Genomic DNA, 21195 nt, shown 5'->3' with positions numbered 1-21195 from the left:
GGTTCCCACCCGGCAGCCTATTCGGCTGCCGTGTCGACGGGGTCGTCTTCGAGCGATTCCAGCATGGCGCGCGCGGCGTCCGAAATGACCGTGCCCGGCGGGAAGATCGCCGATGCGCCAGCAGCCCTCAGCGCATCATAGTCTCCGGGCGGGATCACGCCGCCTGCGATGATCTGTGTGCTGACGGCGCCTTCATTGCCGAGGGCGCGGCGAAGCTCTGGAATGAGCGTCAGGTGCCCGGCGGCGAGCGATGAGGCGGCAACGATGTCGACGTTGGCGGCGCGAGCATCGCGGGCGGCTTCTTCCGGCGTCTGGAAGAGGGGGCCGATCTCGACATCCCAGCCAAGATCCATAAGGCCTGATGCGACAACTTTCTGGCCGCGATCATGGCCGTCCTGACCCATTTTTGCGATATATATCCGTGGCTTGCGGCCATTCTTTGAAGCAAACGCCTCGGCGAGGTTGCGTGCCTCCTCAGCCTTGTCGTCCTTGCCGATAGAGCCGCCATAGACGCCCTTGATCGAGCGGATCACGGCCTGGTGACGACCCTGGCTGCGCTCAACCGCTTCGGAAATTTCACCGACGGTTGCCTTGGCGGCGGCCGCGTCGACCGCGAGCGCGAGAAGGTTGCCCTTGCCGTTTTCTGCCGCAAGCGCGATGGCGTCCAGCTTGGCATCGACTTCGGCCTGATCGCGGTCTGCTTTCAGGCGTTTCAGCTTGTCGAGCTGCATGCGGCGCACGGTGGCATTGTCGACCTTCAGGACCGGCACGTCTTCGTCCGTGTCGAGCAGGAATTTGTTGACGCCGACCACAGTTTGTTTGCCGCTATCGATGCGCGCCTGCGTATTGGCGGCCGCTTCCTCGATGCGGAGCTTCGGCACACCTTCTTCGATGGCCTTGCGCATACCGCCGAGTTTCTTGACTTCCTTGATATGCTCCAGCGCCTTGGCGGCGAGGTCATGGGTCAGGCGCTCGACATAATATGAGCCGCCCCATGGGTCGATGGTCTGGCAGGCGCCGCCTTCCTGCTGCAGGAAAAGCTGCGTGTTGCGCGAGATGCGCGCCGAGAAATCGGTCGGCAGGGCAAGCGCTTCGTCGAAGCTGTTTGTATGCAGGGACTGTGTCTGTCCGCCGACGGCTGCGATACCTTCAAGGCAGGTGCGGATCACATTGTTGTAGACGTCCTGCGCCGTCAGCGACCAGCCAGAGGTCTGGCTGTGGGTGCGAAGGCTCAGTGATTTGGGGTTCTTCGGATTGAAATTTTCCTTCACCAGCTTTGCCCAGAGCAGACGCGCGGCGCGCATCTTGGCGACCTCCATGAAGGTGTTCATGCCGATCGCCCAGAAGAAGGAGAGGCGCGGCGCAAACTTGTCCACGTCGAGGCCTGCATCGACCCCGGCCCGGATATACTCGATGCCGTCTGCCAGCGTGTAGGCAAGCTCAAGGTCTGCCGTCGCGCCGGCTTCCTGCATGTGATAGCCGGAGATGGAGATGGAGTTATATTTCGGCATGTTTTCAGACGTGTAGGCGAAAATGTCCGAAATAATGCGCATCGATGGCTTGGGCGGATAGATATAGGTGTTCCGCACCATGAACTCTTTGAGAATGTCGTTCTGGATCGTACCAGCCAGCTTGTCCGGCGACACGCCCTGTTCCTGGGCGGCGGCGATATAAAGCGCCAGAATTGGCAGGACCGCGCCATTCATCGTCATCGACACCGACATCTGGTCGAGCGGAATGCCCGAAAAGAGCGTGCGCATGTCATAGATGCTGTCGATCGCCACACCGGCCATACCGACATCGCCCGAAACGCGGACATGATCGGAATCATAGCCGCGGTGGGTGGCAAGGTCGAAGGCGACCGAGAGGCCTTTCTGGCCCGCCGCGAGGTTGCGGCGATAGAAAGCGTTGGAGTCTTCTGCGGTCGAGAAGCCAGCATACTGGCGAACGGTCCATGGCCGCTGGGTATACATGGTCGGGTAGGGCCCACGGCCAAATGGCGCGAGACCTGGATAGTCATCAAGGAAGTCGAGCCCCTTGGTGTCGGCGGCGCTGTAGGCCTTGGCGAGGTCGATACCTTCCGGCGTTTCCAGCGTGCGCGCGTGCGGCTTTGACGGCGCCTTGGCGTCGGGCGTGGCAAGGTCGATCTTGGTGAAATCGGGGAAGGTTGTCATTTCGCGACTCCCAGTTCGGCTTGGGCCAGTTGCAGCATGTCTACCGCATCGCAGCCCATGAAGATGTTGTTGTCGATGCCGGGCGCTTCGAACTTGCCAGCCAGGTAGACACGTTGCGCGCCAGCATCTTTCAGCGCCTTGGCGGCGGCTTCCGCTTCGTCCTCATAACGCTTGTCGGCGCCGCAGATGACGGCGATCCGGCAGCCTGAGGCCTTGAAGGCATCGGCCAGAACCTCTGATGTTTCCGGCAATTTGTTTGCGTCGACGCCTTCGACCCCGCCAGAGGCAAAGAGGTTGCGGGCAAAATCGACCCGGGCATTGTGTTCGGCAAGGGGGCCTAGCGTTGCAATGAAGATCTGCGGGCGCTTGCCTGTCCGGTCGGCGTGGGCGTCGGCGCGGTCGCGCAGCGTCTCGAAGTCGCGTGCCAGCCGGATCGGCTCCAGCGGCGCGGCCTTGGTGGCTGGACCTGACTTGTCTGGCAGGTCTTTCAGGAAGCTGTGAAGGCCTTCAGCAGATACAGATGTTGCACTGCTCTCGAATTTGATTTCGGCCACAGGGGCCTCTTCAGCGTCGAGCAGGGGGAACTCGCTGACACCGGTCAGGGGCCGTTTGCGCTTTGCGATCGCGGCGAAGCGGGCATCCCGCGTTTCAGCGATACGCGCTTGCAGCTTGCCGTCGATGAGGCTCTGGACGAGCCCGCCCTCGGCTTCGATGGCCTGGAAGACCGCCCAGGCGGCTTCTGCGAGATCATCGGCGAGGGTTTCCTCAAACCAGGCCCCGCCAGCGGGGTCGGCAATCCGGCCAAGGCCGGACTCTTCCATGGCGATGACCTGCGTATTGCGGGCCGTGCGCCGGCCAAGCTCTTCAGGCACGCCGAGCGCTTCGTTGAAGGCGCGCACCGTGACGATATCAGCGCCGCCGACGGCGCCTGCAAAACAGGCGGCCGTGTTGCGCAGCATGTTCACCCACGGGTCGTAGCGCGTCAGCATCCGGGCAGAGCTGACCGACTGGAGTGTCATCGGCTCAATCTCGAGGTCCATCGCGTCCTGAACGCGGGCCCAGAGGCGGCGGGCGGCGCGCAGCTTGGCGATTTCGAGGCCGTAATTGCCACTCGCGGCCAGCGTAAAGACGGTCTGCGAGGGGAAGGCGTTGATATCAAAGCCAGCCGCGTCGAGCCTGCGCATCGTGTCGACGGCATGGGCGATAAGGACGCCCAGCTCCTGGGCTTCGGAGCCGCCAGCCTCATGGACCGGGCGCGCATCGGTGCGCAGCGTGGTCGATTTTGGGTAGCGAAGGCAGAGCAGGCGCGAGAGCTCAGCTGTGCGCACGAACGCGGCGTCGATGCCGCCTTCTATCTCGCCCTTGCGTGTCAGAAGACCGATCGGGTCGATATTGAATGCGAAGCGGAGCTTTTCGGCATCGCCGTGCTGTTCGCCCCAGAGGGCCAGCAAGCCGGCAATGGATGTGCCCGAGCCAAGCCCCCGATGATCAACAGCGATCGTTGCGATATCGGCGCGAACGCCTGCCAGAGCCGTGGATAGCGTGTCTGCATCATAGATGGCCACGCCCTCCTTGCCGGTACAATCGATGGCGAGCTCTACTGATGAGACGCCGCGTTCGAGGTCTCTCAGGATCTCGGAATTCGTGACGTCCGGGTCCGGATGGCCAAAGCTCTGGCGGATGTCCCAGGGCAGGAAAGCGTCTGGCTCTGCGCTCGCGCCGCGCAGATAGGGCGCTTCGCCTGGCACGCCGCGCGGATCAGTGGCGCTCGCAAAATCATTTTCACGATAGAGTGGCTGGATCGTCAGGCCATCATCGGTGGTGCGCTGCAAGCGCTCTATTCCGCCGCCCTTCAGGGCCTTGGAGACCGCCTCCAGCCAGTCAGCCTCATTCGCCTCATCGAAGGCGCCGCTCAGTTTCAGAAACCCGTCTGCCATAACCTAACCGTACTCATTTCAGTGCTTAGCTGTATAGGGTTCGCGCCGCCTTGAAGGTCAAGTGTTTCCATCGCGGCAGCGCTGTAATGGCGCTGCTTTCGGTAGGTGGTTCCCCCATTTGACTCCTCCCACGACGTATGTGCAAATGAGAAACATTCGCAACTAGGGAGTCGGTTCATGTATAATCTCGAAGGTGGAGGCGCACATCTCGCGCAATCGAGCGCTGGTCAGCGCGCCCGCGAAAGTCAAAGCGGCGGCGAGGGTCAGGGCGCGCCGAAACGGCTTCTGGACTGGATCGACAGCCAGTCAAAGGTGACCCGTATCTGGCTCGATGAGCTGATCGCCGAGGGAGACCCCAATGACATGATCAGCTTGATCCACCGCCAGGCCGCGTGGCTGGATCTGATGCGGTCGCGGCTGGCGGAAAGCTGACTGTCTATCCGGTCGGAAAATGTGCGGGCCGGGTGTAGGAAATTCTGGCGGTTGTCCCACAGTTTTCAGGGTGCCTGGAGGGTGTCTGGGCGGTGTCTGGACGGTGTTTGGTGAAAAGCACTGGTCTCGGCCGACCCGCCGCTTTGCACGCTTTAACGAAGAAGGGCCCCGGCTGGCGGAGGTTTTGAGAATTTCGTCCCCCGTCGCCGCTTACCGGCGATGATCTGCGTCGATGACTGAACCGCTCCCGAACTTCGCCAACCTGCCGACAGGCCGCATGTTGATCCTGCTCAAGCTCGAGACCGGGCTGCGGCTCGGCCAGACTTATGAGGCTATGGCGAAGCGTCTGGGCATCTCGCTGAGCGCGTCCAAGCACTGGGCGAGCGAGTTTGGCTTTCGCCAATGCGACCTCAACCTCGAAACCGCCGAGATGCGCGCCGCGCGGCATGTGCGCTGGGCGCTCGCTCTGTCAGACCTTGGCCGCGAAGAAGAAGCTGGCGCTTTCGAGGCCGAGGCCCGGAGACTGGAAGGCCTGCTCTCGCGGCTTGAGAAACGCGCGGCAAAAGACCCGGAGCGACCTGATCCGTTGGCGCCAGCGCGGACGTTCATTGAAAAGGTCCGCGCGTCGCTCGGTCCCGAGGCTGATGCCGGCGAGGCCTTCGCCGCGCTTTCGGCCTATTACCGCGCGCTCCGCGGCTTCGGTGCGATCCTGAAACCGGATGGGCAGGTAAGATGGCGCAAGGAGATTGCACCGGGTGGCCTGCCCAAGACGCCTGACTGGCTGCCCTGCAACCCATGGGAGGTCACAGATCAGGAAAGGTGGGGCGCTGAAGTGGGACGCGCCCTGGCCATTCTTTGATCAGACCACCTGGCCGTAGGCGCGGCGGAAGCGGCGCACGGTTTCGGCCATGCCGTATTCGAGGGCGTCGGCAGTGAGGCCGTGGCCGATGGACACTTCGGCGAGGTCCGGGATGCGGGCGACGAGGGCAGGGAGGTTGTCGACGGTGAGGTCGTGGCCGGCATTGAGGCCGAGGCCGAGCTTGCGGGCCGCGTCTGCGGTCTGGCCCAGTCTTTCTAGTTCTGCCGCTTCGGCGACCGGGTCATTGACGGCATCGCCATAGGGGCCGGTGTAGAGCTCAACCCGGTCGGTTCCCGTGCCGACGGCCGCTTCCATCTGGGCGGGGTCTGGGTCTGCGAAGAGGGAGAGGCGCGCGCCTGTCCGCTTCATCCGGGCGACAATCGCGTGGAGCTTCAGGGCGTGGGTGCGAAAGTCCCAGCCATGGTCCGAGGTTGCCTGTGACGGATCATCCGGCACGAGCGTGATCTGGTGCGGCCTGATCTTTTCGACCAGAGCCATGAAGGCCTCATTCGGATAGCCTTCAATGTTGAATTCGCGGTCCGGAAACTCGCTCGTGATCAAATTCATGAGGTCTGGCACATCGGCGCGCGTGATGTGGCGCTCATCGGGGCGGGGGTGGACGGTGAGGCCGGCCGCGCCTGCGTTCAGCGCGATGCGGCCAAGGTCCACGACGCTCGGCCAGGGCAGGCCGCGCCGGTTGCGCAGGAAGGCAACGGCGTTGAGATTGACGGAAAGTTCGGTCATGGCCGCTCCGATCGGGAGGAATACTGCTGCCGATGTAGGATGGCTGCGCCGCGATGACCATAGCCGAGGATTAAAGCCCGGCGCAGTTGCAGGTCTCGCAGCTGCGCCGGGCCGGCAAGGCCGCTAGTCCTGCGGGGTTTCAGTTAGCGGACTGTCCAGTGTTTCTTCTGCCGGGACGTCCTCTGCGGATGCGCCGAGTGCTTCTGTGGTGATCACAGTGTCTTCGGGGAACAATGGCATTGGCGAGACTTCGCTATCAGTGCCATCGACGGCCGGAACGTCGTTTCTTGCCAGCTCAATGCCTGTTTCATCGAGGCCGGCCGGATCCGCCGTGGTGACATCTTCATCGGCGACGAGGACGGTTTGCGTACTACCCGTGCCGGTGTCTTCGGTGAAGTGGAACCAGGCAGCTGCGCCCAGCAGTATTGTGATCGAAGCAGCGGTTGCGACGACCAGACGAATGCGTGCGCTCATCTTGCGCACTCTCCTGAAGTTAAGAGCTGAAGCGAGCGATATGCGCGCTCCGCGGGACGTTTTTCGTCCGCATGGAAGATCTGGTGAAGGCCTGCGGCGCGCGAAAGACGGCGCTGCGAGGCTACGAAAATTTAATCTGCTGGGGAGGGGGGAGGCCCGCTTGTGGAAGGTACTGGTCGCGCACATTTCTTCGCGGTCCCGGCAAGTCTGCAATGAGCGGTTTCATTGCGCGGGCAGTTCACAGGATCTAGTACCCTCCTCATGCTCGCTTTCTTTCTGATTGCCGGTCTTGCACTCTTGCTTGTCGGCGGCGACCTCTTTGTTCGCGGTTCAGTCAATGTCGCGCGCCGCTTTGGCATATCTCCGCTTCTTATCGGTCTGGCGCTGGTCGGTTTCGGCACCTCGACGCCGGAACTGGTGACCAGCCTTCAAGCCGCCTTCGCCGGATCGCCGGGCGTCGCTGTTGGCAATGTCGTTGGCTCCAACATCGCCAATATCCTGCTTATCCTGGGTCTGGCGGCGCTGATCCAGCCGGTCATGGCCGCGCGCGGGCCATTCAAGCGCGATGCGGCCGTCCTGACCGTCTCTGCGCTTGCCGCGCTCGCCCTGGTGCAGAGCGGGATGCTCGACAGGCTGTCGGGCATTCTCTTCGTGATGGGCCTTGTCGCCTATATCGGCTTTGCGATCTGGCAGGAGCGGCGGGCGCTGCCAGCTACCAGTGCGCTTCCCAGTGAGGCGGCTGAGACGCCGCAAGGGGGCCATCTGCTGCTTGACCTTCTGCTGACGGTTATTGGCCTTGGCCTGACGATTGGCGGCGCCAGCCTTCTGATCGACGGCGCTGTCGGTATTGCGACCCGTTTCGGCATCTCTGAAACGATTATTGGCCTGACCATTGTGGCCATCGGGACATCGTTGCCAGAGCTTGTCACCTCGCTTGTCGCGGCGATCCGCAAGCAGGGCGATGTCGCCTTCGGCAATATCGTGGGCAGCAATATCTACAACATTCTCGGCATTCTTGGCGTCACGGCCATCGTCAAACCGATCCCGGTGCCGCAGGAGATTGCCAATGTCGATATCTGGGTGATGCTCGCGGCGACGGCTGCGCTGATCATCTTTGCCTTTTCGCGCGGGCGGATTGGCCGAGTGGAAGGGGCGATCATGCTGGCAGGATACATAGGGTATACGGTCTGGCTGGCTGGGCAGGCCGTCTAAGGTCTATCGTCGCCCGAACGAAAAGGCCCGGCAGAAATCTGCCGGGCCCTGAGAGGCGGTATGGCCAGACCCGTCGCCTAGCTTGAACTCATCGTGATGAAGCTTGCTTCCAGCTCCTTTTCCTCAAAGAGCGGATCATCCATCTCGCCGGTGACCGAGACCCAGTCGCCGACGGAAATCTCGGGGTAGCCTTCATCGTCGAGCGGGTCGTAGCCGAGGCTGCCCGTGTCGGCGTCGATCTCCAGATCATAATAGCCGGTATCGATGATGAACTCGCCTTGCAGCGGCATGGTTTCGGTTACGATACCTGAGAAGGTGACGCTGTTTCCATAGTCTGGCATCGGCGTATACGTGCTCCAGCTGCGCAGTGTTTCCTCGTCTGCGGCAGAGGCGTAGAACACCGTGTTGAGGTCGGCGACATAGACGCTGGAGGCCTCGATATGTGCCGTCTCCAGAAAGTCGTTATCGATCAGACCAGTGACGGCGACGGTCTGTCCATCAACGATGGCATAGGCCTCACCCCATGTATCCCAGTCGTCCATCTCGACTTCGATAATGCCATCGCCATAGTCGAGCATGAAACTGGACATAGTGGAGTCCGTAACTTCGCCTGTTAGCGTGACAAAGGAATCATCGGTTTTCAGGAACGGGCTGTCGCCTGACAGGTCAATCTCTACATCGGTTTGCATGGTGTCGCTGACGGTCTGGTCGGCCTGTGACGCATCCTGCGCGGCGGCGGTACCGGCCAGCGAGGCCGCAAAGGCGAGCGCTGTGACAGATCCGAGTGTTTTCTGACGTGTGAATGTCATAAATGTCTCCTTTCTGAAAAATGCTTGTCCTCGCAGGGGTTCTCCCTGCGTACCAAAACAACGGGAATTACCTTTTGCGAGTTCCAATCGGCTCCAGGACCCGCTGGGCGCGTGAGGGGCTTGCAGCCCGGCCGGTTTGGCGGTCAGCTCCGCAGTGCACCAAGGAAGGACCTGCCATGAGACTGAACCGGCCACGTATTGCCCCGCTGTCGAATGATGAACTGAGCGACGAACAGAAGGAGATGCTGGGCGAGCGGTTTGATCGCAATGCCATCTTCAATATCTTCCGTACACTGGCAAAAGCGCCAAAGGCCTACCGCGCCTTCATGCGCTGGGGCGGCTATATCCTGTCGGACCGTAATGACCTTTCGGCGCGCGACCGCGAGCTGGTCATCCTGCGGGCGGGCTATAATTGGAAGGCCGGCTATGAGTGGGCCCAGCATGTCGTGATCGGCAAGGAAGCGGGCCTGACGGACGCCGAGATTGGCCGGATCAAGGCCGGGCCGGATGCCGACGGCTGGAGCGCGCTGGACGCTGCGATGCTGCAGGCGACCGATGAACTGACGGGAAATGCGTTCATCACCGATGCCACCTGGGCGCGACTGGCCGACCTCACTGAGAAGCAGAAGATGGACCTCGTGATGACAGTTGGTCAGTACACGCAGGTCTCCATGATGCTGAACTCGTTCGGGGTTCAGCTCGATGACGGGCTGGTGCTTGATCCGGATCTGGATGGGCGGTCAGCCTAACCCAAATTGCCGCTCTATACCGATCGCCTCCAGAAACCGCTCGTCATGGCTGATGGTGAGTATGGCGCCGTCATAGGATTGGAGGGCGGATTCGAGCAGGCTGACGGCGTCCATGTCGAGATGGTTGGTCGGCTCATCGAGGAGGAGGAGTTCGGGTGGCCGCGGCGCGGCGAAGGCGGCGGCGAGGGCGGCGCGCAGGCGTTCACCACCTGAGAGCGTGCCGGCGAGCTGCAGGGCATCATCAGCGCGAAATGCGAAGCGGGCGAGCTGGGCGCGCGCTTCATTTTCGCTGAGGGCGGGGGCGAGGCGTCTCATATTTTCAATGAGTGAGCTGCCCGGATCGAGCGATGAGCTGTGCTGGTCGAGCAGGGCAATACGGTCAGTGTGCAGATTGATGGCGCCCGAGGTTGGGGCGAGCTCTCCTGTGATGAGCTTGAGAAGCGTTGATTTGCCGGAGCCGTTCGGTCCCTTGATGGCGAGGCGCTGGGGCCCTCGAACTTCAAACGACAGGGGGCCGAAAAGCTGGCGATCGCCGAAGCGCATTGCGGCGTCCCGAACACTCAGCAGCTGACGCGAGGCGGGCAGGTCGCAGGCGGGAAGCTCAATGGTGAGCAGGGTGATGCGCTCGAGTCGGGCGTCTGCATCGCTGAGGGCGGCCTGCGCATCGGTTAGCTGACGTTCGGCAAGGTGCTGGCCCCGGCCGCTTGTCGTTTCGGCGCGCTCAGCGCGGGCACCCAGGAGGAGCTTTGGCTGATCGCCGCGCGCCCGCACCGCCCGGCCGCGCGCATCGGAGCGATCCTTGCGTTCCTTTGCCTGCTGGACCTTTCGTTCGGTTGATTTCAGTTTGTTGGCGGCGCTTTCCGCCTCCGCTCGAGCGCGGGCGCGGGCGGCGTCGCGGGCCGCTTCAAACTCTGACCAGCCGCCGCCGAAAACGGTGCAGCCAACGGGGGTTAGCTCCACGATACGGTCCATCCGCTCCAGCAAGGCGCGGTCATGGCTGGCGATCAGCAGGCCGCCGGACCAGCTTTCGATGAGGGACATGATGCTGGCACGGCCTTCGGCGTCGAGATTATTGGTCGGCTCATCGAGGAGGATGAGGTCAGGCTCTGCCAGCAGGAGGCGGGCAAGGCCGATGCGTGTGCGCTCCCCGCCGGAGAAGGTTGCGAGCTTTCGGGTGGTGTCGACACCAGCGAGGCCGGTGTCGGCGAGTGCCTTGTTGAGGCGTGCCTCCAGCGTCCAGTCGGCGGCGTTGAAATCCTCTGCCGTGCCATTCCCAGCGGTGATGCGGGCGAGACGGGCGAGGTCTGTCTGGACGCCGAGGGCTTCGGCGACGGTATCGGCTTCGTCAAAGCGCTGCTGGAGCATGGCGGCGCGGCCATGCACGCTGATCTGGCCGCGTGCGGGGGCGAGATCGCCCGCGATTGCTTGGAGCAGCGTGGACTTGCCACAGCCATTGCGTCCAACGAGGCCGACAGCCTCGCGTCCGAGCGACAGGGTCAGATTGTCGAAAAGTGTGTCGCCTTCAGGCGTGGCGAGCGACACAGAATCGATTGTGAGGAAGGAAGACATGGGGGACCTCTCGGGTCAGGCAAACAGGCAGCGCGAATTGGGTGCGTGCTTGATCCATGTCTTTGGTGTCCTCTCGGCCTCTCGGGGGTCTAGATAGGCGCCAGCGGGACGGGACGCAAGGAAAACCCGTGGACGGCCCGCGCGGGCTGGGTCATGCTGGCGAGTGCAATGGGAGGGCCGCCATGACCAGCATTCTTGAACAACCCCTGGATCTGCCTTGCGGGGCGCGCCTGCCGAACAGGCTGTGCAAGGCGGCGATGACCGAGCAGCTGGCCGGGCCGCTGAACCGGGCCGATGCGCGTCACGCGAAGCTTTACGAAACATGGGCTGGCAGTGGCTGCGGCCTGCTCCTGACGGGGAATGTGCTGGTCGACCGGATGCATCTGGAAAGCCCCGGCAATGTCGCGATTGTGGGCGAGCAGCCGCCTGAACACATCGCGGCGCTGAAGGCGTGGAGCGCGGCGGCGAAGTCTCAGGGCGCGGCGGTGTGGATGCAGATCAGCCATGCCGGGCGCCAGACGCCGACCCTCGTCAACAAGACGCCCGTTTCGGCCTCCGATATCCAGCTGGCGCTGCCCGGCAACCAGTTCGGCAAGCCGCGCCCGATGACGGTGCAGGAGATACACGACACGATTGCAACCTTTGCGCATGCGGCAAAGGTCGCCAGGGAGACGGGCTTTGACGGGGTGCAGGTGCATGGCGCGCATGGCTATCTGATCAGCCAGTTCCTCTCGCCGCGCTCTAACATTCGCAATGATGAATATGGCGGCTCGCTGGAGAACCGGGCGCGCTTCCTGCTTGAGGCCGTGGATGCGGTGCGCGCGGCGGTGGGGCCTGATTTCGGCGTGGGGGTGAAGCTCAACTCGGCTGATTTCCAGCAAGGCGGCTTCAGCTTTGAGGACTGTATCCAGGTGGTCGAGTGGCTGAACGAGAAGTCCATCGACCTGCTTGAGATTTCGGGCGGCAATTATGAGCAACCGGCGCTGCTCGGCATTGAGGGCATGCAGGCGCGCGAAGAGCAGGCCGTGCGCGCCAGCAGCAAGGCGCGCGAGGCCTATTTCGTCGACTATGCCGCCATGGTGCGCGAGCGTGCGAAGATGCCGGTCATGGCGACGGGCGGTTTTCGCTCAAAAGTCGCGATGGAGGAGACGGTTTCTGGCGATATGGCCGACATGATCGGCATCGGTGCGCCCCTCTGCTCTGACCCTCATGGGACAGCTAAACTGCTCGCCGGTGAGGTCGAACGTCTTGAGAACCATGCCAAGACCATGCGCCTCGGCCCCGGCTTCCTCGGCCCAAATAGCGGCATCGGCATGGTGAAGATGGTCAATGCGCTCGGTCAGCAGGCGTGGAATTATCTCGCGATCGAGGCGATGGCGGAGGGGTGTGAGCTTCCTAAGGGCAAGGGGCTGCTGTCGAGCTTCATGAAGCATCAGGCCCGGCAGCAAAAGCAGGCGAAGGCGCTGGAGCGTTAGGCGGGACGCTATCGGGATTGGTTATCCGCTCGGCTCGTCCTTCGACTTCGCTCAGGATGAGCCTTTCTAGCGTATTGTCTGACTAGATACTGCCGCGCTCGCGTATGCGCTGGATATAGGTGCGCACGTCATATTCCTCGTCGCCCTCATGACGCGGGGCGTAGCGGGCATAGGCGTCCTTCAGGGCGTCCATGCGCTCGTCGATGCGGACCGTGTTGTAGGCGTGGGAGACCACGAAACGTTCGCCTTCGAGGATCTGCGGATAGATGATGCCTGCGAACTCATCGGCATGCATGGCAACGTTTTCAAAGCCGGGCGTCAGCTCTGTCGAGACCCAGCCGGGGATGATCAGGCCGACGGTGATGAAGTCTGGCATCTGCTCGCGGAAGGTCTCTGTCAGGCCGAGGACGGCGTGTTTGGACGCGATATAGGCGGCAGCATTCGTGGCGCAGAAGAAGGAGTTTTCAGAGCCGGTATTATAGATCATGGCGGGCCTGCCCTGTTCCTTCATGCGTGCGCCGAAAACCCGGCAGCCATGCCAGACGCCCCAGAAATTGACGTTCATGATGTGGTGCGCGTCGTCCATTGGTACGTCGGGGAGGCGCTTCTCACGGCTTCCGACGCCGGCATTGTTGAGGAGGACATCGCAGCCGCCATAGGTGTCCCAGGCGAAGTCAGCCAGCGCTTCGACCTGAGCGAGATCGGTGACATCGCAGACCTTGTAGCTGGCCTCGGTGCCCGTCTCTTTCAGCGCCTCGCACGCCTGTTGCAGGCGGTTTTCGCGCGGTTCAGCGAGCACGATCTTCGCGCCGTCCGCCCCGAACGTCCTGGCGAGCGCATAGCCGATGCCCGTCGCACCGCCAGTAATGACCACCACCTTGTCCTTCATACACATTGGCTCTGGCACTTGATGTTTCCCCCTTGGCTTTAGGCTCTCGATCTTTGCGGCCTGATCAGGAAGATTGGTCGCAATCGGAATGGGGATCAAACGAAACCATGCTGCTGCCAAGGATCATGATGGATCATTTCAATGACGATCTCGCATGGCTGAACGCGCGAGACTGATCCTCAGCGATTTTCCCTACGTCACGACTTGCCGGGGGCGCGCGTGAAGTTAGGTCTGCCAGACGAGGGAATCTGCTCAAGAGGGAAGCGCCATCATGTCCGTGCCATCAGTCCTGTCCAATCTGCGCCTGCCGGTTATCGGCTCGCCGCTGTTCATCATTTCAAATCCGGATCTGGTCATTGCGCAGTGCAAGGCCGGTGTCGTGGGGTCTTTCCCGTCGCTGAACGCGCGCCCGATTTCGCAGCTCGATGAGTGGCTGGACCAGATTACGTCGGAGCTGGCCGCTTATGACAAGGCCAATCCAGACCGTCCGTCGGCGCCGTTTGCCGTCAACCAGATCGTCCACAAGACGAATAACCGGCTGGACGAAGACATCGAGCTTTGCGTGAAATACAAGGCGCCGCTCGTGATCACATCACTGGGCGCGCGTGCCGAGGTCAACGACGCGATCCATTCCTATGGCGGCATCGTCATGCATGACGTCATCAATACCTGGTTTGCGAAGAAGGCCCTTGAGAAGGGCGCCGACGGCCTGATCGCCGTGTGTTCGGGCGCAGGCGGGCATGCCGGCACGCTGTCGCCCTTCGCGCTGATCCAGGAGATCCGCCAGTTCTTCGACGGCCCGCTGGCGCTTTCCGGCTCCATCGCGCATGGCGGCGCGGTTGCCGCCGCGCAGGCCATGGGCGCCGACTTCGGCTATATCGGCTCGGCTTTCATTGCTTGCGACGAGGCCAATGCCGATGAGCGCTACAAGGACATGATCGTCAATAGCGGCGCAGACGACATCGTTTATTCGAACCTCTTCACCGGTGTGCACGGCAATTATCTGAAGCCATCCATCGAGGCAGCTGGCCTCGACCCGAACGATCTGCCCGAAAGCGATCCGAGCAAGATGAATTTCGGCTCTGGCGGCAATCAGAAGTCCAAGGCCTGGAAGGATATCTGGGGCTGCGGACAGGGCATTGGCGCGATTGGCAAGCGCATGTCGACGGCTGAGTTCGTTGACCAGCTGGAGCAGGAATACAACGCCTCCATTGCTGCGCTCTCGACCGGACGGGCCTTTGCGCCTGTTGGATAGTATCCGATAATCCGCATGCAGAATATGAAGTAAGTCGCTGTATTCGAATAATTAAATAGAACGGCCGGTCTGAATGTTCAGACTGGCCGTTTGCTTGTGCGATGATCTCCTCCGTCGAAGGAGGGGTTTCGTCTTGCTGTATCCGAACGTTCTGCAGGCCCGCCGTCAGCTTCAGTCTGGCTGGCGCTGGCCGCACTTTAGCGTGGCTGAGCTCGCCTGCCGGTGTGGCGGGCGGTTCTGCGGCGGGCGCTATTGGCACGATCCGGTATTTCTGGACGGGCTGGAGACCATGCGGGCGCATATTGGCGGACCGCTCGTGCTCAATTCTGGCCACAGATGCCCCGGATGGAATGCGGCGGTCGGCGGTGCACCGCTATCGCAGCACAAGGAGGTGGCCGCCGATATCCAGATTGGCCAGCACGACAGGCATCGGCTGCTCGATGGCGCCATCGATGCAGGCTTTACCGGTCTGGGGCTCGCGCGAAACTTCCTTCATGTCGACAGGCGGGCGCGGCCAGCGCGCTGGTATTATCCGGGAAGCGAGAAATTATGGACCCTTTGACGGGAATTGCGGCGAGTGCGGCAGGCGGTGGACTGTTTGGCCTCATCGGTACGGCACTGGGGCGAGTGGCGGGGTATTTCGAGACCCGGCAACGCCTGCAACATGAGACGGAGCGCTGGTCGCATGAGACTGCGCTGCTCGAGCTGCAGCAGAGAGCGCGGGCAGAAGAGTCAGAAGCCGAACTGGCGCTGGTGGAAACAGGCGGGCGCTGGGCGGGGCTGGAAGCATCAATGGCGGCTGAGGCGGCGATTGGCGACAGCTATGCCTGGGTCAATGCGGTGCGCGGTGTGACGCGGCCGGCGCTGACGCTGCTTCTCTGGCTGATTGCCGGTTTCATATGGCTTGGCGCCGATCTCGCCGCGCGCGCCTCCATCACCGAAACGGCGACCTTTGCGGCAACGGCTGCAACCCTCTGGTGGTTTGGTGACCGCGGTCCACGCCGCGACGCGGCGCATTAGAGCAGAAGATACAAAAAAGGCGGGCCGATGAACGGCCCGCCTTCCTGTAGTGGATGTATCCGGAAAGACTAGAAGGTCTTCTGAGCCCGGATGAAGGCGCTGCGACCACGCAGGTCATACTGCGAGCCAGCAACCGGGACGTTGCCGCGGCGGCTTGCAACACCGGTGGAGACAAGCGGTGGCTCTTCGTCGAACACATTCGACATGCCGACGGTCAGAGCCCAGGTGTCCTGCTGCCAGCGAGCCGAGATGTCGTGATACCAGACAGCTTCGGTGTCATCGATGTAGCGGCCGCCACCTGGATAATCGAAGTACGGGCGAACCGAGTCCGAGAACAGGTAAGCATTTGAGGTCCGGCCGACAAAGTCGGAGAACCAGCTGACTGTCCAGTCGCCGGTTTCCCAGGACAGACGCATATTGGCGGTCACTTGCGGATCACCAATGCTTCCGTTGAAGTCGTCATCCTCGAAGCCAGATTCCGCATCGGAGCTGAAAAGACGCTGAAGGTCTTCAAAGGTCCAAGTGGCCTGACCTTCATAGATCAGCGTGCCGAGGTCGAACTCGCGGGTATAGCGAACCGAGGCATCAAGGCCGCGGCTGACCTGCTCGTTCACGTTCAGGAAGTTGTCGGTGACGTTCAGGATGTTATTCGGGCGCACCGGGTCGTTTCCTGGCGCACGCTCAAACAGGTTACAGAACTCGTTCGGGAAGTTCTGTGAACCATAGCAGCCACCCACGATCGCCTGAGCACCAAGCTGTGCAACCTGATCGTTCACTTCGATTTCAAAGTAATCGAGCGCGAAGTTGAGGTCGGCGAAGGTTGGTGTGAAGATCACACCGATGGTCTGAGCGTTCGAGGTCTCTGCTTCGAGATTTCCGGCGCCGCCGCCCGTCACGATCGTGGCTGACGAACCCGCACCGGTATAATTCGGTCCAATGCCCTCAGCTGCACAGTTCGCAATGATGTTCTGGTTCGAGCTATCAGCGTAGTTGATGCAGGGGTCGATCGAGGTCTGGCCAAGGAACGAGGTCTGGTCACCGAGGAACAGTTCATACAGAGCCGGGGCCCGGTAGGAGGTGCCATAGGTACCACGCAGGCGGACCGTCGGAATGATCTGCCAGTTAAGGCCGACCTTGTAGACCGAGTCAGAGCCATAGGACTCATAGTCGAATGCGCGACCCGAAAGGTTCAGGGTCAGCTCTTCTGCGAAGCGCTGGCCTGCCAGGATCGGAACTTCGACCTCACCATAGATCTCAGCGACGTTGTCGGAGCCTTTGGTGATGAGCGCGGAGCTGCCGCCCCACACATTACCGTCAAGGGCAACCTGACCGGGTTGATCGTCAATGCTGAAGTCACGGTATTCGATACCAAGACCAACACCGATGGCACCGGCCGGAAGCTCGAACAGTTCGCCAGTTACAACACCTTTTACCAGCCATTGCTCGTAAACCGTATTGCCGGTGTCCTGTTGTGACAGAATGTTGTACTCGGCCTGCGTGAAATTGCCGGCGAGAACGCGTGGATCAAAATAGTTGACCTGCGGTGCGTCAGCATCGAATTGGGCATCGCCAGACTGGTCGGCAAGGATCACATTGTTCGTATAATCACCGTCCGAACGTGAGTAGGATCCACCAACATTCCAGTTCCAGTTGGACAGGAAGCCGGTATTGCCAAAATCACCATCGAGGGATGTGGAGCCGTAATAGTAGTCGACAGACACATCTGTGTTCGACGGAAACAGCATAACGGGCTGAACAAGAGAGTTCAGCGGGTTATCGTAGGTTGGGTCGTTTGCGTAAGCGAGACCAAAGGGTGCAGCCGATGCACCACCGACCAGCGGGAAGAACTGACGCCAGTTTTCTGCGCGTGTCTCGCGAGTCGTGTAAAGCAGTTCGGTCTGCCAGTCAGCAAAACCAACATTGACGTTGCTGAGGCCGTACAGGCTGAAGCGCTCGGTCTCGTTGATCGCCATCGTTGACTGCTGACGTGGATCGGTCAGCACGTCTTCATAGAAGGCCTGGCCGGACGGACCATTGTAACGCTCGTTCTGGCGAGGGCGATAGCCTGGCACAGGGCCAACGGTCACGCCATCCGGGGATGGAATGTAGCGGGCGCCGGTGAGAGCATCGATGTAGGTGTTTACGTAGATGTTCGAGCAGGCACGGTCTGTGAGGCCGCCGGTAACGGACCGGTTTTCACGGTCGATACGCTCACCCGTGTTCGGATCGTAAACCAGGTCTTCGCCGCAGTTCAGATAATCGCGCTGGCCGACGCGGAGGGCTTCGTTCTTCTGGTACTCTGCGCCAACGATGATGTTGCCCGAATCGAAGTTCAAGCCATAAGCGCCGTCTACGGAGTAGCTTGCGCCGCCACCGCCATAAGGTGCGTTGATTGCGACATTGATTTCCGGACGGTCGATCGAGGTGCGGGTGATGATGTTCACCACACCGGCAACCGCGTCAGAACCGTAGATCGACGAGGCGCCATCCTTGAGGATCTCGACGCGCTGGATCATGGAATCCGGGATGACGTTCAAGTCAAAGGACCCGACTTGGCCACGCGTACCGGCTGGACCTGGACGCTGACCGTTCAGGAGAACGAGCGAACGTTGGGCACCAAGACCACGCAGGGAGATCGAGTTGATACCGGTGCCGCCCTCGACAACAAAGCCGTTGAACTGGTTGTTGAACTGAACGGAGCCAGAGGCGACGCTGGAAGACTGGATGATGTCAGCAGTATCAACGAGGCCCTCAAGCGTTGCGGTCTCGGCCGTGATGACCTGAATCGGCGAGCTGGAGCTGAATTCGTCGCGGCTCAGAAGCGAGCCGGTGACAACGACTTTCTGCTGGCGCGCTTCTGGCTCGTCGTCTTCCTGAGCTGTCTCAGTCGTGATGACCGGATCATCAGTGTCGGCTTCCTGCGCATGTGCAACGCCAGCAATGGCGAAAACGCTGTAGGCTACTGAGCCAAGCGCGAGATAACGAAGATCGTTCTTAATCGACATGGGTACCCCTTCAAATAGGATTTTTGTATTCCTTGTGTCCGGCCCTGACGCCGGGGTCTTAATGGAATGCACCCACCATTACAGATCCGCAATTACGCGTTACACCAATTTAAGATGTTGAAAGACTGTGTGACATTTCAGTAACGGCACGGGTCAGGTCTTGCTGGCTATACGGGGGTGTAAGGAACAATCTTGCGCCTGCGAGGCGAAGTTGACCAATCGTCGTGCTTGCGCAAGTGTCATTACAGGTCAGAACAGAACGAAGGGTGCTTCCATGAAGCGGCAATCAATGATGTTGGCTGGCGCACTGGGGCTGGTCCTCAGCGCGAATGCCAAGCCGATACCAATCGAGGACTTTGCCAAGGAACCGAATATCAGCAGCCTGTCGATGTCGGATGACGGCACGTATATGGTCGGGCTGATCGCGACACCGGGCGAAGACAATGAGACGCTGTCCGTTGCAAGCTGGGACCTTCCCGACACGATCGACACGTCCAAGCCACTGGTGCCGACGCGCATAACGCCGCCGAACCGCAAGATGCGTTTTGCCGCTATTCAGGCTCTGCCAGGCGACAAGGCGTTCGTGGTTGGCCGACAGGCCTGGACGGGCCAGACCTATTGTACTGAAGGTGGCGGCGCGGGCGCCGTGAAGACCTTCGTCGTCAAGTTTTATGTAGGCTCAAAGGATCTCGATGATCTGGACGAAGGTATTGCGGGTCTCGGTACCGAACGGCTTGCCAATAAACAAGTGGAACAATGCCGCGATATCAACAATACCACGGGCATCGCCAACTCGCTGCCGCTGAGCGACGATGAAGTCATCGTCCGCTATAACAATATCGCAAGCGGCGAGACCGAGTATTACCGCGTCAACATGCGGACCAACCAGAAGACCTTCCTGTACAATGGCTCCGGCCGCCAGCAGATCGCCTTCACTGATCCGCGCGATGGCCGTATCCTGGTCCGTCAGGGCATCGAGCCCGCCGGCGAGGGCGACTGGCGCGTCGAGACCTATATGCTGAACGAGGCAACGGGCAGCATGGAGCGCGAGGAGCCGCTCGATTACCTGGCCTCCAACCGCTACCAGATGGACATTGGTGGCTATGACGAAGCGTCCGGCAAATACTATATGATCACGGACAAATTCTCGGACAAGGCAGCGGTCTATTTCTATGATCCCAAGACCAACCAGTTCAGCAGTGAGCCGGTCTTTGCGCACCCGGAATTTTCCGTCACAGGCATTATCCTTGGTACCGACGAAGAAAACTGGAATGAGCCTCTTGGCATCAACTATGCCGCTGCAACGGTTGAGACATATTGGGTCGACCCTGAGCTGAGGTCGGTTCAGGAAGGTCTCGAACAGGCATTCCCTGGCCAGCTGGTCGACATCATCGACACGGCGAAAGACGGTAACCGGGTTCTGTTCTCGACCGAAGCGTCGGATCAGCCGCCAGCTTACTACATGCTGATCAACAAGAACAAAGTCGTGATGATTGGCGACAGCCGTCCGTGGATCGACGAATCGGATATCGGCGCGACAGAGCTGATCTATTATCCGGCCCGTGACGGTCTTAGCATTCCTGGCCTGCTGTCACTGCCCGACAGCTACAACAAGGAGCGTGACGGCGCGGTTCCGACCGTGATCCTGCCGCATGGCGGTCCATGGGCGCGCGACTATGCTGGCTGGGATGTTTCCGGCTGGGTGCCGTTCCTGACCTCACGCGGCTATGCCGTGCTCCAGCCGCAATACCGCGGTTCCACTGGCTTTGGCCGTGAGCTTTGGTTCGCTGGCGACAAGGAGTGGGGCCAGAAGATGCAGGACGACAAGGATGACGGGGCGCAATACCTCGTTGACCAAGGCATTGCGGACCCAGACAAGGTGGCGATCTTTGGCTATTCGTATGGCGGCTTTGCTGCCTTTGCTGCGACGGTGCGGGAAGACAGCCCGTATCAGTGCGCGATCGCCGGTGCTGGTGTGTCCAGCCTTGCGCTGTTCCGCCGGATCGTGAGCGCGGACCGCATTTCGCGTATCGTGCAGGGCAATACGATTGACGGCATGGACCCTAGTGCCAACACGTCCAAGGCCAACATTCCGATCCTCGTCTATCACGGTGACCGGGATGTGCGCGTGCCGATCGCTGAAGGCCGCGATTTCTACAATGCTGTCAAAGGCCGTGTGGACGCGAAGTTTGTAGAAGTGAAGGACATGCCGCACAGCCTGCCTTGGTGGCCTGAGCACCACCGCCAGTCGCTCACCGCGATTGATAGCTGGCTGAAGAGCGACAACTGCTTCGGTAGCTAGGCTTCAGATATAATCGGACATCGAAGAGGGCCGCGCCGAAAGGTTGCGGCCCTTTCTTTTTGCGGGTCAGCTAGTACGGCTTGAGGGGCGGCAGATTTGCCAGCAGCCTCTGGACGTGAATATCTGAATGGAATGGGGACTGCGCAAACGCGGCGCCATTCTCCAACCAGCAGACCGTTGTCTGTATAAAGCGAACTGGATGAGAATGGTGCCGCGAGACAGAATTGAACTGTCGACCTCGTCATTACCAATGACGCGCTCTACCACTGAGCTACCGCGGCGATTGATGC

General features: G+C 61.0%; 17 protein-coding genes and 1 tRNA gene. 9 read left to right on the top strand and 9 right to left on the bottom strand.

Going from position 1 to position 21195, the window contains the following annotated elements:
• Window positions 1–17: 17 nt before the first annotated feature.
• Both scpA and F550_RS0105655 read right to left on the bottom strand, forming a co-directional pair.
• The gene (gene scpA / locus F550_RS0105660) at window positions 18–2174 is read right to left on the bottom strand and encodes a methylmalonyl-CoA mutase (RefSeq protein WP_018147559.1); all 2157 of its coding nucleotides are present in this window, start codon (window positions 2172–2174) and stop codon (window positions 18–20) included.
• Entirely contained in the window at window positions 2171–4111 is a 1941-nt protein-coding gene (locus tag F550_RS0105655) for a methylmalonyl-CoA mutase family protein (protein WP_018147558.1), read from the bottom strand. The genes scpA and F550_RS0105655 overlap by 4 nt, the downstream gene beginning before the upstream one ends.
• A 177-nt stretch (window positions 4112–4288) precedes the next feature.
• Between F550_RS0105655 and F550_RS0105650 the strand changes: the two genes are divergently transcribed.
• Together F550_RS0105650 and F550_RS0105645 are read left to right on the top strand one after the other, a co-directional pair.
• Complete coding sequence (locus F550_RS0105650) at window positions 4289–4543, top strand: hypothetical protein (RefSeq protein ID WP_018147557.1); 255 nt, start codon at window positions 4289–4291, stop codon at window positions 4541–4543.
• Between the two features lie 232 nt (window positions 4544–4775).
• Window positions 4776–5402, top strand: coding sequence for a hypothetical protein (locus tag F550_RS0105645; protein ID WP_018147556.1), 627 nt, complete (start codon window positions 4776–4778; stop codon window positions 5400–5402).
• Here F550_RS0105645 and F550_RS0105640 read toward each other — a convergent pair whose 3' ends face one another.
• Complete coding sequence (locus tag F550_RS0105640) at window positions 5403–6146, bottom strand: pyridoxine 5'-phosphate synthase (protein WP_018147555.1); 744 nt, start codon at window positions 6144–6146, stop codon at window positions 5403–5405.
• A gap of 123 nt (window positions 6147–6269) precedes the next feature.
• Window positions 6270–6620, bottom strand: a complete 351-nt coding sequence (locus F550_RS0105635; RefSeq protein WP_018147554.1) for a hypothetical protein — start codon at window positions 6618–6620, stop codon at window positions 6270–6272.
• 261 nt (window positions 6621–6881) lie between these two features.
• Between F550_RS0105635 and F550_RS0105630 the strand changes: the two genes are divergently transcribed.
• The gene (locus F550_RS0105630) at window positions 6882–7832 is read left to right on the top strand and encodes a calcium/sodium antiporter (RefSeq protein ID WP_018147553.1); all 951 of its coding nucleotides are present in this window, start codon (window positions 6882–6884) and stop codon (window positions 7830–7832) included.
• A gap of 77 nt (window positions 7833–7909) precedes the next feature.
• Here F550_RS0105630 and F550_RS0105625 read toward each other — a convergent pair whose 3' ends face one another.
• Window positions 7910–8641, bottom strand: coding sequence for a hypothetical protein (locus F550_RS0105625; protein WP_018147552.1), 732 nt, complete (start codon window positions 8639–8641; stop codon window positions 7910–7912).
• A 176-nt stretch (window positions 8642–8817) separates the two neighbouring features.
• Here F550_RS0105625 and F550_RS0105620 point away from each other — a divergent pair, with 176 nt between their 5' ends.
• Window positions 8818–9390, top strand: coding sequence for a carboxymuconolactone decarboxylase family protein (locus tag F550_RS0105620; protein ID WP_018147551.1), 573 nt, complete (start codon window positions 8818–8820; stop codon window positions 9388–9390).
• On the opposite strand, the gene F550_RS0105615 is transcribed toward F550_RS0105620, so the two are convergent.
• Window positions 9382–10959, bottom strand: coding sequence for an ABC-F family ATP-binding cassette domain-containing protein (locus tag F550_RS0105615; protein ID WP_018147550.1), 1578 nt, complete (start codon window positions 10957–10959; stop codon window positions 9382–9384). The two genes, F550_RS0105620 and F550_RS0105615, sit on opposite strands and share 9 nt — an antisense overlap.
• A 182-nt stretch (window positions 10960–11141) precedes the next feature.
• On the opposite strand from F550_RS0105615, the gene F550_RS0105610 reads away from it, so the two are divergent.
• The gene (locus F550_RS0105610; protein WP_026180597.1) at window positions 11142–12434 is read left to right on the top strand and encodes an NADH:flavin oxidoreductase/NADH oxidase family protein; all 1293 of its coding nucleotides are present in this window, start codon (window positions 11142–11144) and stop codon (window positions 12432–12434) included.
• An 82-nt stretch (window positions 12435–12516) separates the two neighbouring features.
• On the opposite strand, the gene F550_RS0105605 is transcribed toward F550_RS0105610, so the two are convergent.
• Window positions 12517–13323, bottom strand: a complete 807-nt coding sequence (locus F550_RS0105605; protein ID WP_018147548.1) for an SDR family NAD(P)-dependent oxidoreductase — start codon at window positions 13321–13323, stop codon at window positions 12517–12519.
• A gap of 271 nt (window positions 13324–13594) precedes the next feature.
• On the opposite strand from F550_RS0105605, the gene F550_RS0105600 reads away from it, so the two are divergent.
• From F550_RS0105600 to F550_RS0105590, 3 genes are all read left to right on the top strand, one after another.
• Entirely contained in the window at window positions 13595–14578 is a 984-nt protein-coding gene (locus F550_RS0105600) for an NAD(P)H-dependent flavin oxidoreductase (protein WP_018147546.1), read from the top strand.
• Window positions 14579–14711: 133 nt separating this feature from the next.
• Window positions 14712–15140, top strand: coding sequence for a D-Ala-D-Ala carboxypeptidase family metallohydrolase (locus F550_RS0105595; protein ID WP_018147545.1), 429 nt, complete (start codon window positions 14712–14714; stop codon window positions 15138–15140).
• Complete coding sequence (locus F550_RS0105590) at window positions 15128–15598, top strand: hypothetical protein (protein ID WP_018147544.1); 471 nt, start codon at window positions 15128–15130, stop codon at window positions 15596–15598. The genes F550_RS0105595 and F550_RS0105590 overlap by 13 nt, the downstream gene beginning before the upstream one ends.
• Window positions 15599–15666: 68 nt before the next feature.
• Here the strand turns inward: F550_RS0105590 and F550_RS0105585 are convergent, their stop codons facing one another.
• A complete protein-coding gene (locus F550_RS0105585; RefSeq protein ID WP_018147543.1) occupies window positions 15667–18603 on the bottom strand; it encodes a TonB-dependent receptor plug domain-containing protein in 2937 nt (978 codons plus the stop codon).
• A 274-nt stretch (window positions 18604–18877) separates the two neighbouring features.
• Here F550_RS0105585 and F550_RS0105580 point away from each other — a divergent pair, with 274 nt between their 5' ends.
• Window positions 18878–20905, top strand: a complete 2028-nt coding sequence (locus F550_RS0105580) for an alpha/beta hydrolase family protein (RefSeq protein WP_026180596.1) — start codon at window positions 18878–18880, stop codon at window positions 20903–20905.
• A gap of 206 nt (window positions 20906–21111) precedes the next feature.
• Here F550_RS0105580 and F550_RS0105575 read toward each other — a convergent pair.
• Window positions 21112–21186 (bottom strand) — tRNA-Thr (locus F550_RS0105575).
• Window positions 21187–21195 lie beyond the last annotated feature (9 nt).

The sequence above is a fragment of the Henriciella marina DSM 19595 genome (assembly GCF_000376805.1).
Classification (GTDB): Bacteria; Pseudomonadota; Alphaproteobacteria; order Caulobacterales; family Hyphomonadaceae; genus Henriciella; species Henriciella marina.
The sequence above is the reverse complement of the archived record's forward strand: the minus strand, read 5'-3'. Positions and strand labels throughout refer to the sequence as shown.

Excerpts from the sequence above, each read along its gene's own strand:
- F550_RS0105635 (WP_018147554.1), bottom strand. The coding sequence starts at position 6,620 with ATGAGCGCACGCATTCGTCTGGTCGTCGCAACCGCTGCTTCGATCACA.
- F550_RS0105600 (WP_018147546.1), top strand. The coding sequence starts at position 13,595 with ATGTCCGTGCCATCAGTCCTGTCCAATCTGCGCCTGCCGGTTATCGGC.
- F550_RS0105655 (WP_018147558.1), bottom strand. The coding sequence starts at position 4,111 with ATGGCAGACGGGTTTCTGAAACTGAGCGGCGCCTTCGATGAGGCGAAT.
- F550_RS0105640 (WP_018147555.1), bottom strand. The coding sequence starts at position 6,146 with ATGACCGAACTTTCCGTCAATCTCAACGCCGTTGCCTTCCTGCGCAAC.
- scpA (WP_018147559.1), bottom strand. The coding sequence starts at position 2,174 with ATGACAACCTTCCCCGATTTCACCAAGATCGACCTTGCCACGCCCGAC.
- F550_RS0105580 (WP_026180596.1), top strand. The coding sequence starts at position 18,878 with ATGAAGCGGCAATCAATGATGTTGGCTGGCGCACTGGGGCTGGTCCTC.
- F550_RS0105630 (WP_018147553.1), top strand. The coding sequence starts at position 6,882 with ATGCTCGCTTTCTTTCTGATTGCCGGTCTTGCACTCTTGCTTGTCGGC.
- F550_RS0105585 (WP_018147543.1), bottom strand. The coding sequence starts at position 18,603 with ATGTCGATTAAGAACGATCTTCGTTATCTCGCGCTTGGCTCAGTAGCC.
- F550_RS0105615 (WP_018147550.1), bottom strand. The coding sequence starts at position 10,959 with ATGTCTTCCTTCCTCACAATCGATTCTGTGTCGCTCGCCACGCCTGAA.
- F550_RS0105590 (WP_018147544.1), top strand. The coding sequence starts at position 15,128 with ATGGACCCTTTGACGGGAATTGCGGCGAGTGCGGCAGGCGGTGGACTG.
- F550_RS0105610 (WP_026180597.1), top strand. The coding sequence starts at position 11,142 with ATGACCAGCATTCTTGAACAACCCCTGGATCTGCCTTGCGGGGCGCGC.
- F550_RS0105620 (WP_018147551.1), top strand. The coding sequence starts at position 8,818 with ATGAGACTGAACCGGCCACGTATTGCCCCGCTGTCGAATGATGAACTG.
- F550_RS0105650 (WP_018147557.1), top strand. The coding sequence starts at position 4,289 with ATGTATAATCTCGAAGGTGGAGGCGCACATCTCGCGCAATCGAGCGCT.
- F550_RS0105645 (WP_018147556.1), top strand. The coding sequence starts at position 4,776 with ATGACTGAACCGCTCCCGAACTTCGCCAACCTGCCGACAGGCCGCATG.
- F550_RS0105625 (WP_018147552.1), bottom strand. The coding sequence starts at position 8,641 with ATGACATTCACACGTCAGAAAACACTCGGATCTGTCACAGCGCTCGCC.
- F550_RS0105605 (WP_018147548.1), bottom strand. The coding sequence starts at position 13,323 with ATGAAGGACAAGGTGGTGGTCATTACTGGCGGTGCGACGGGCATCGGC.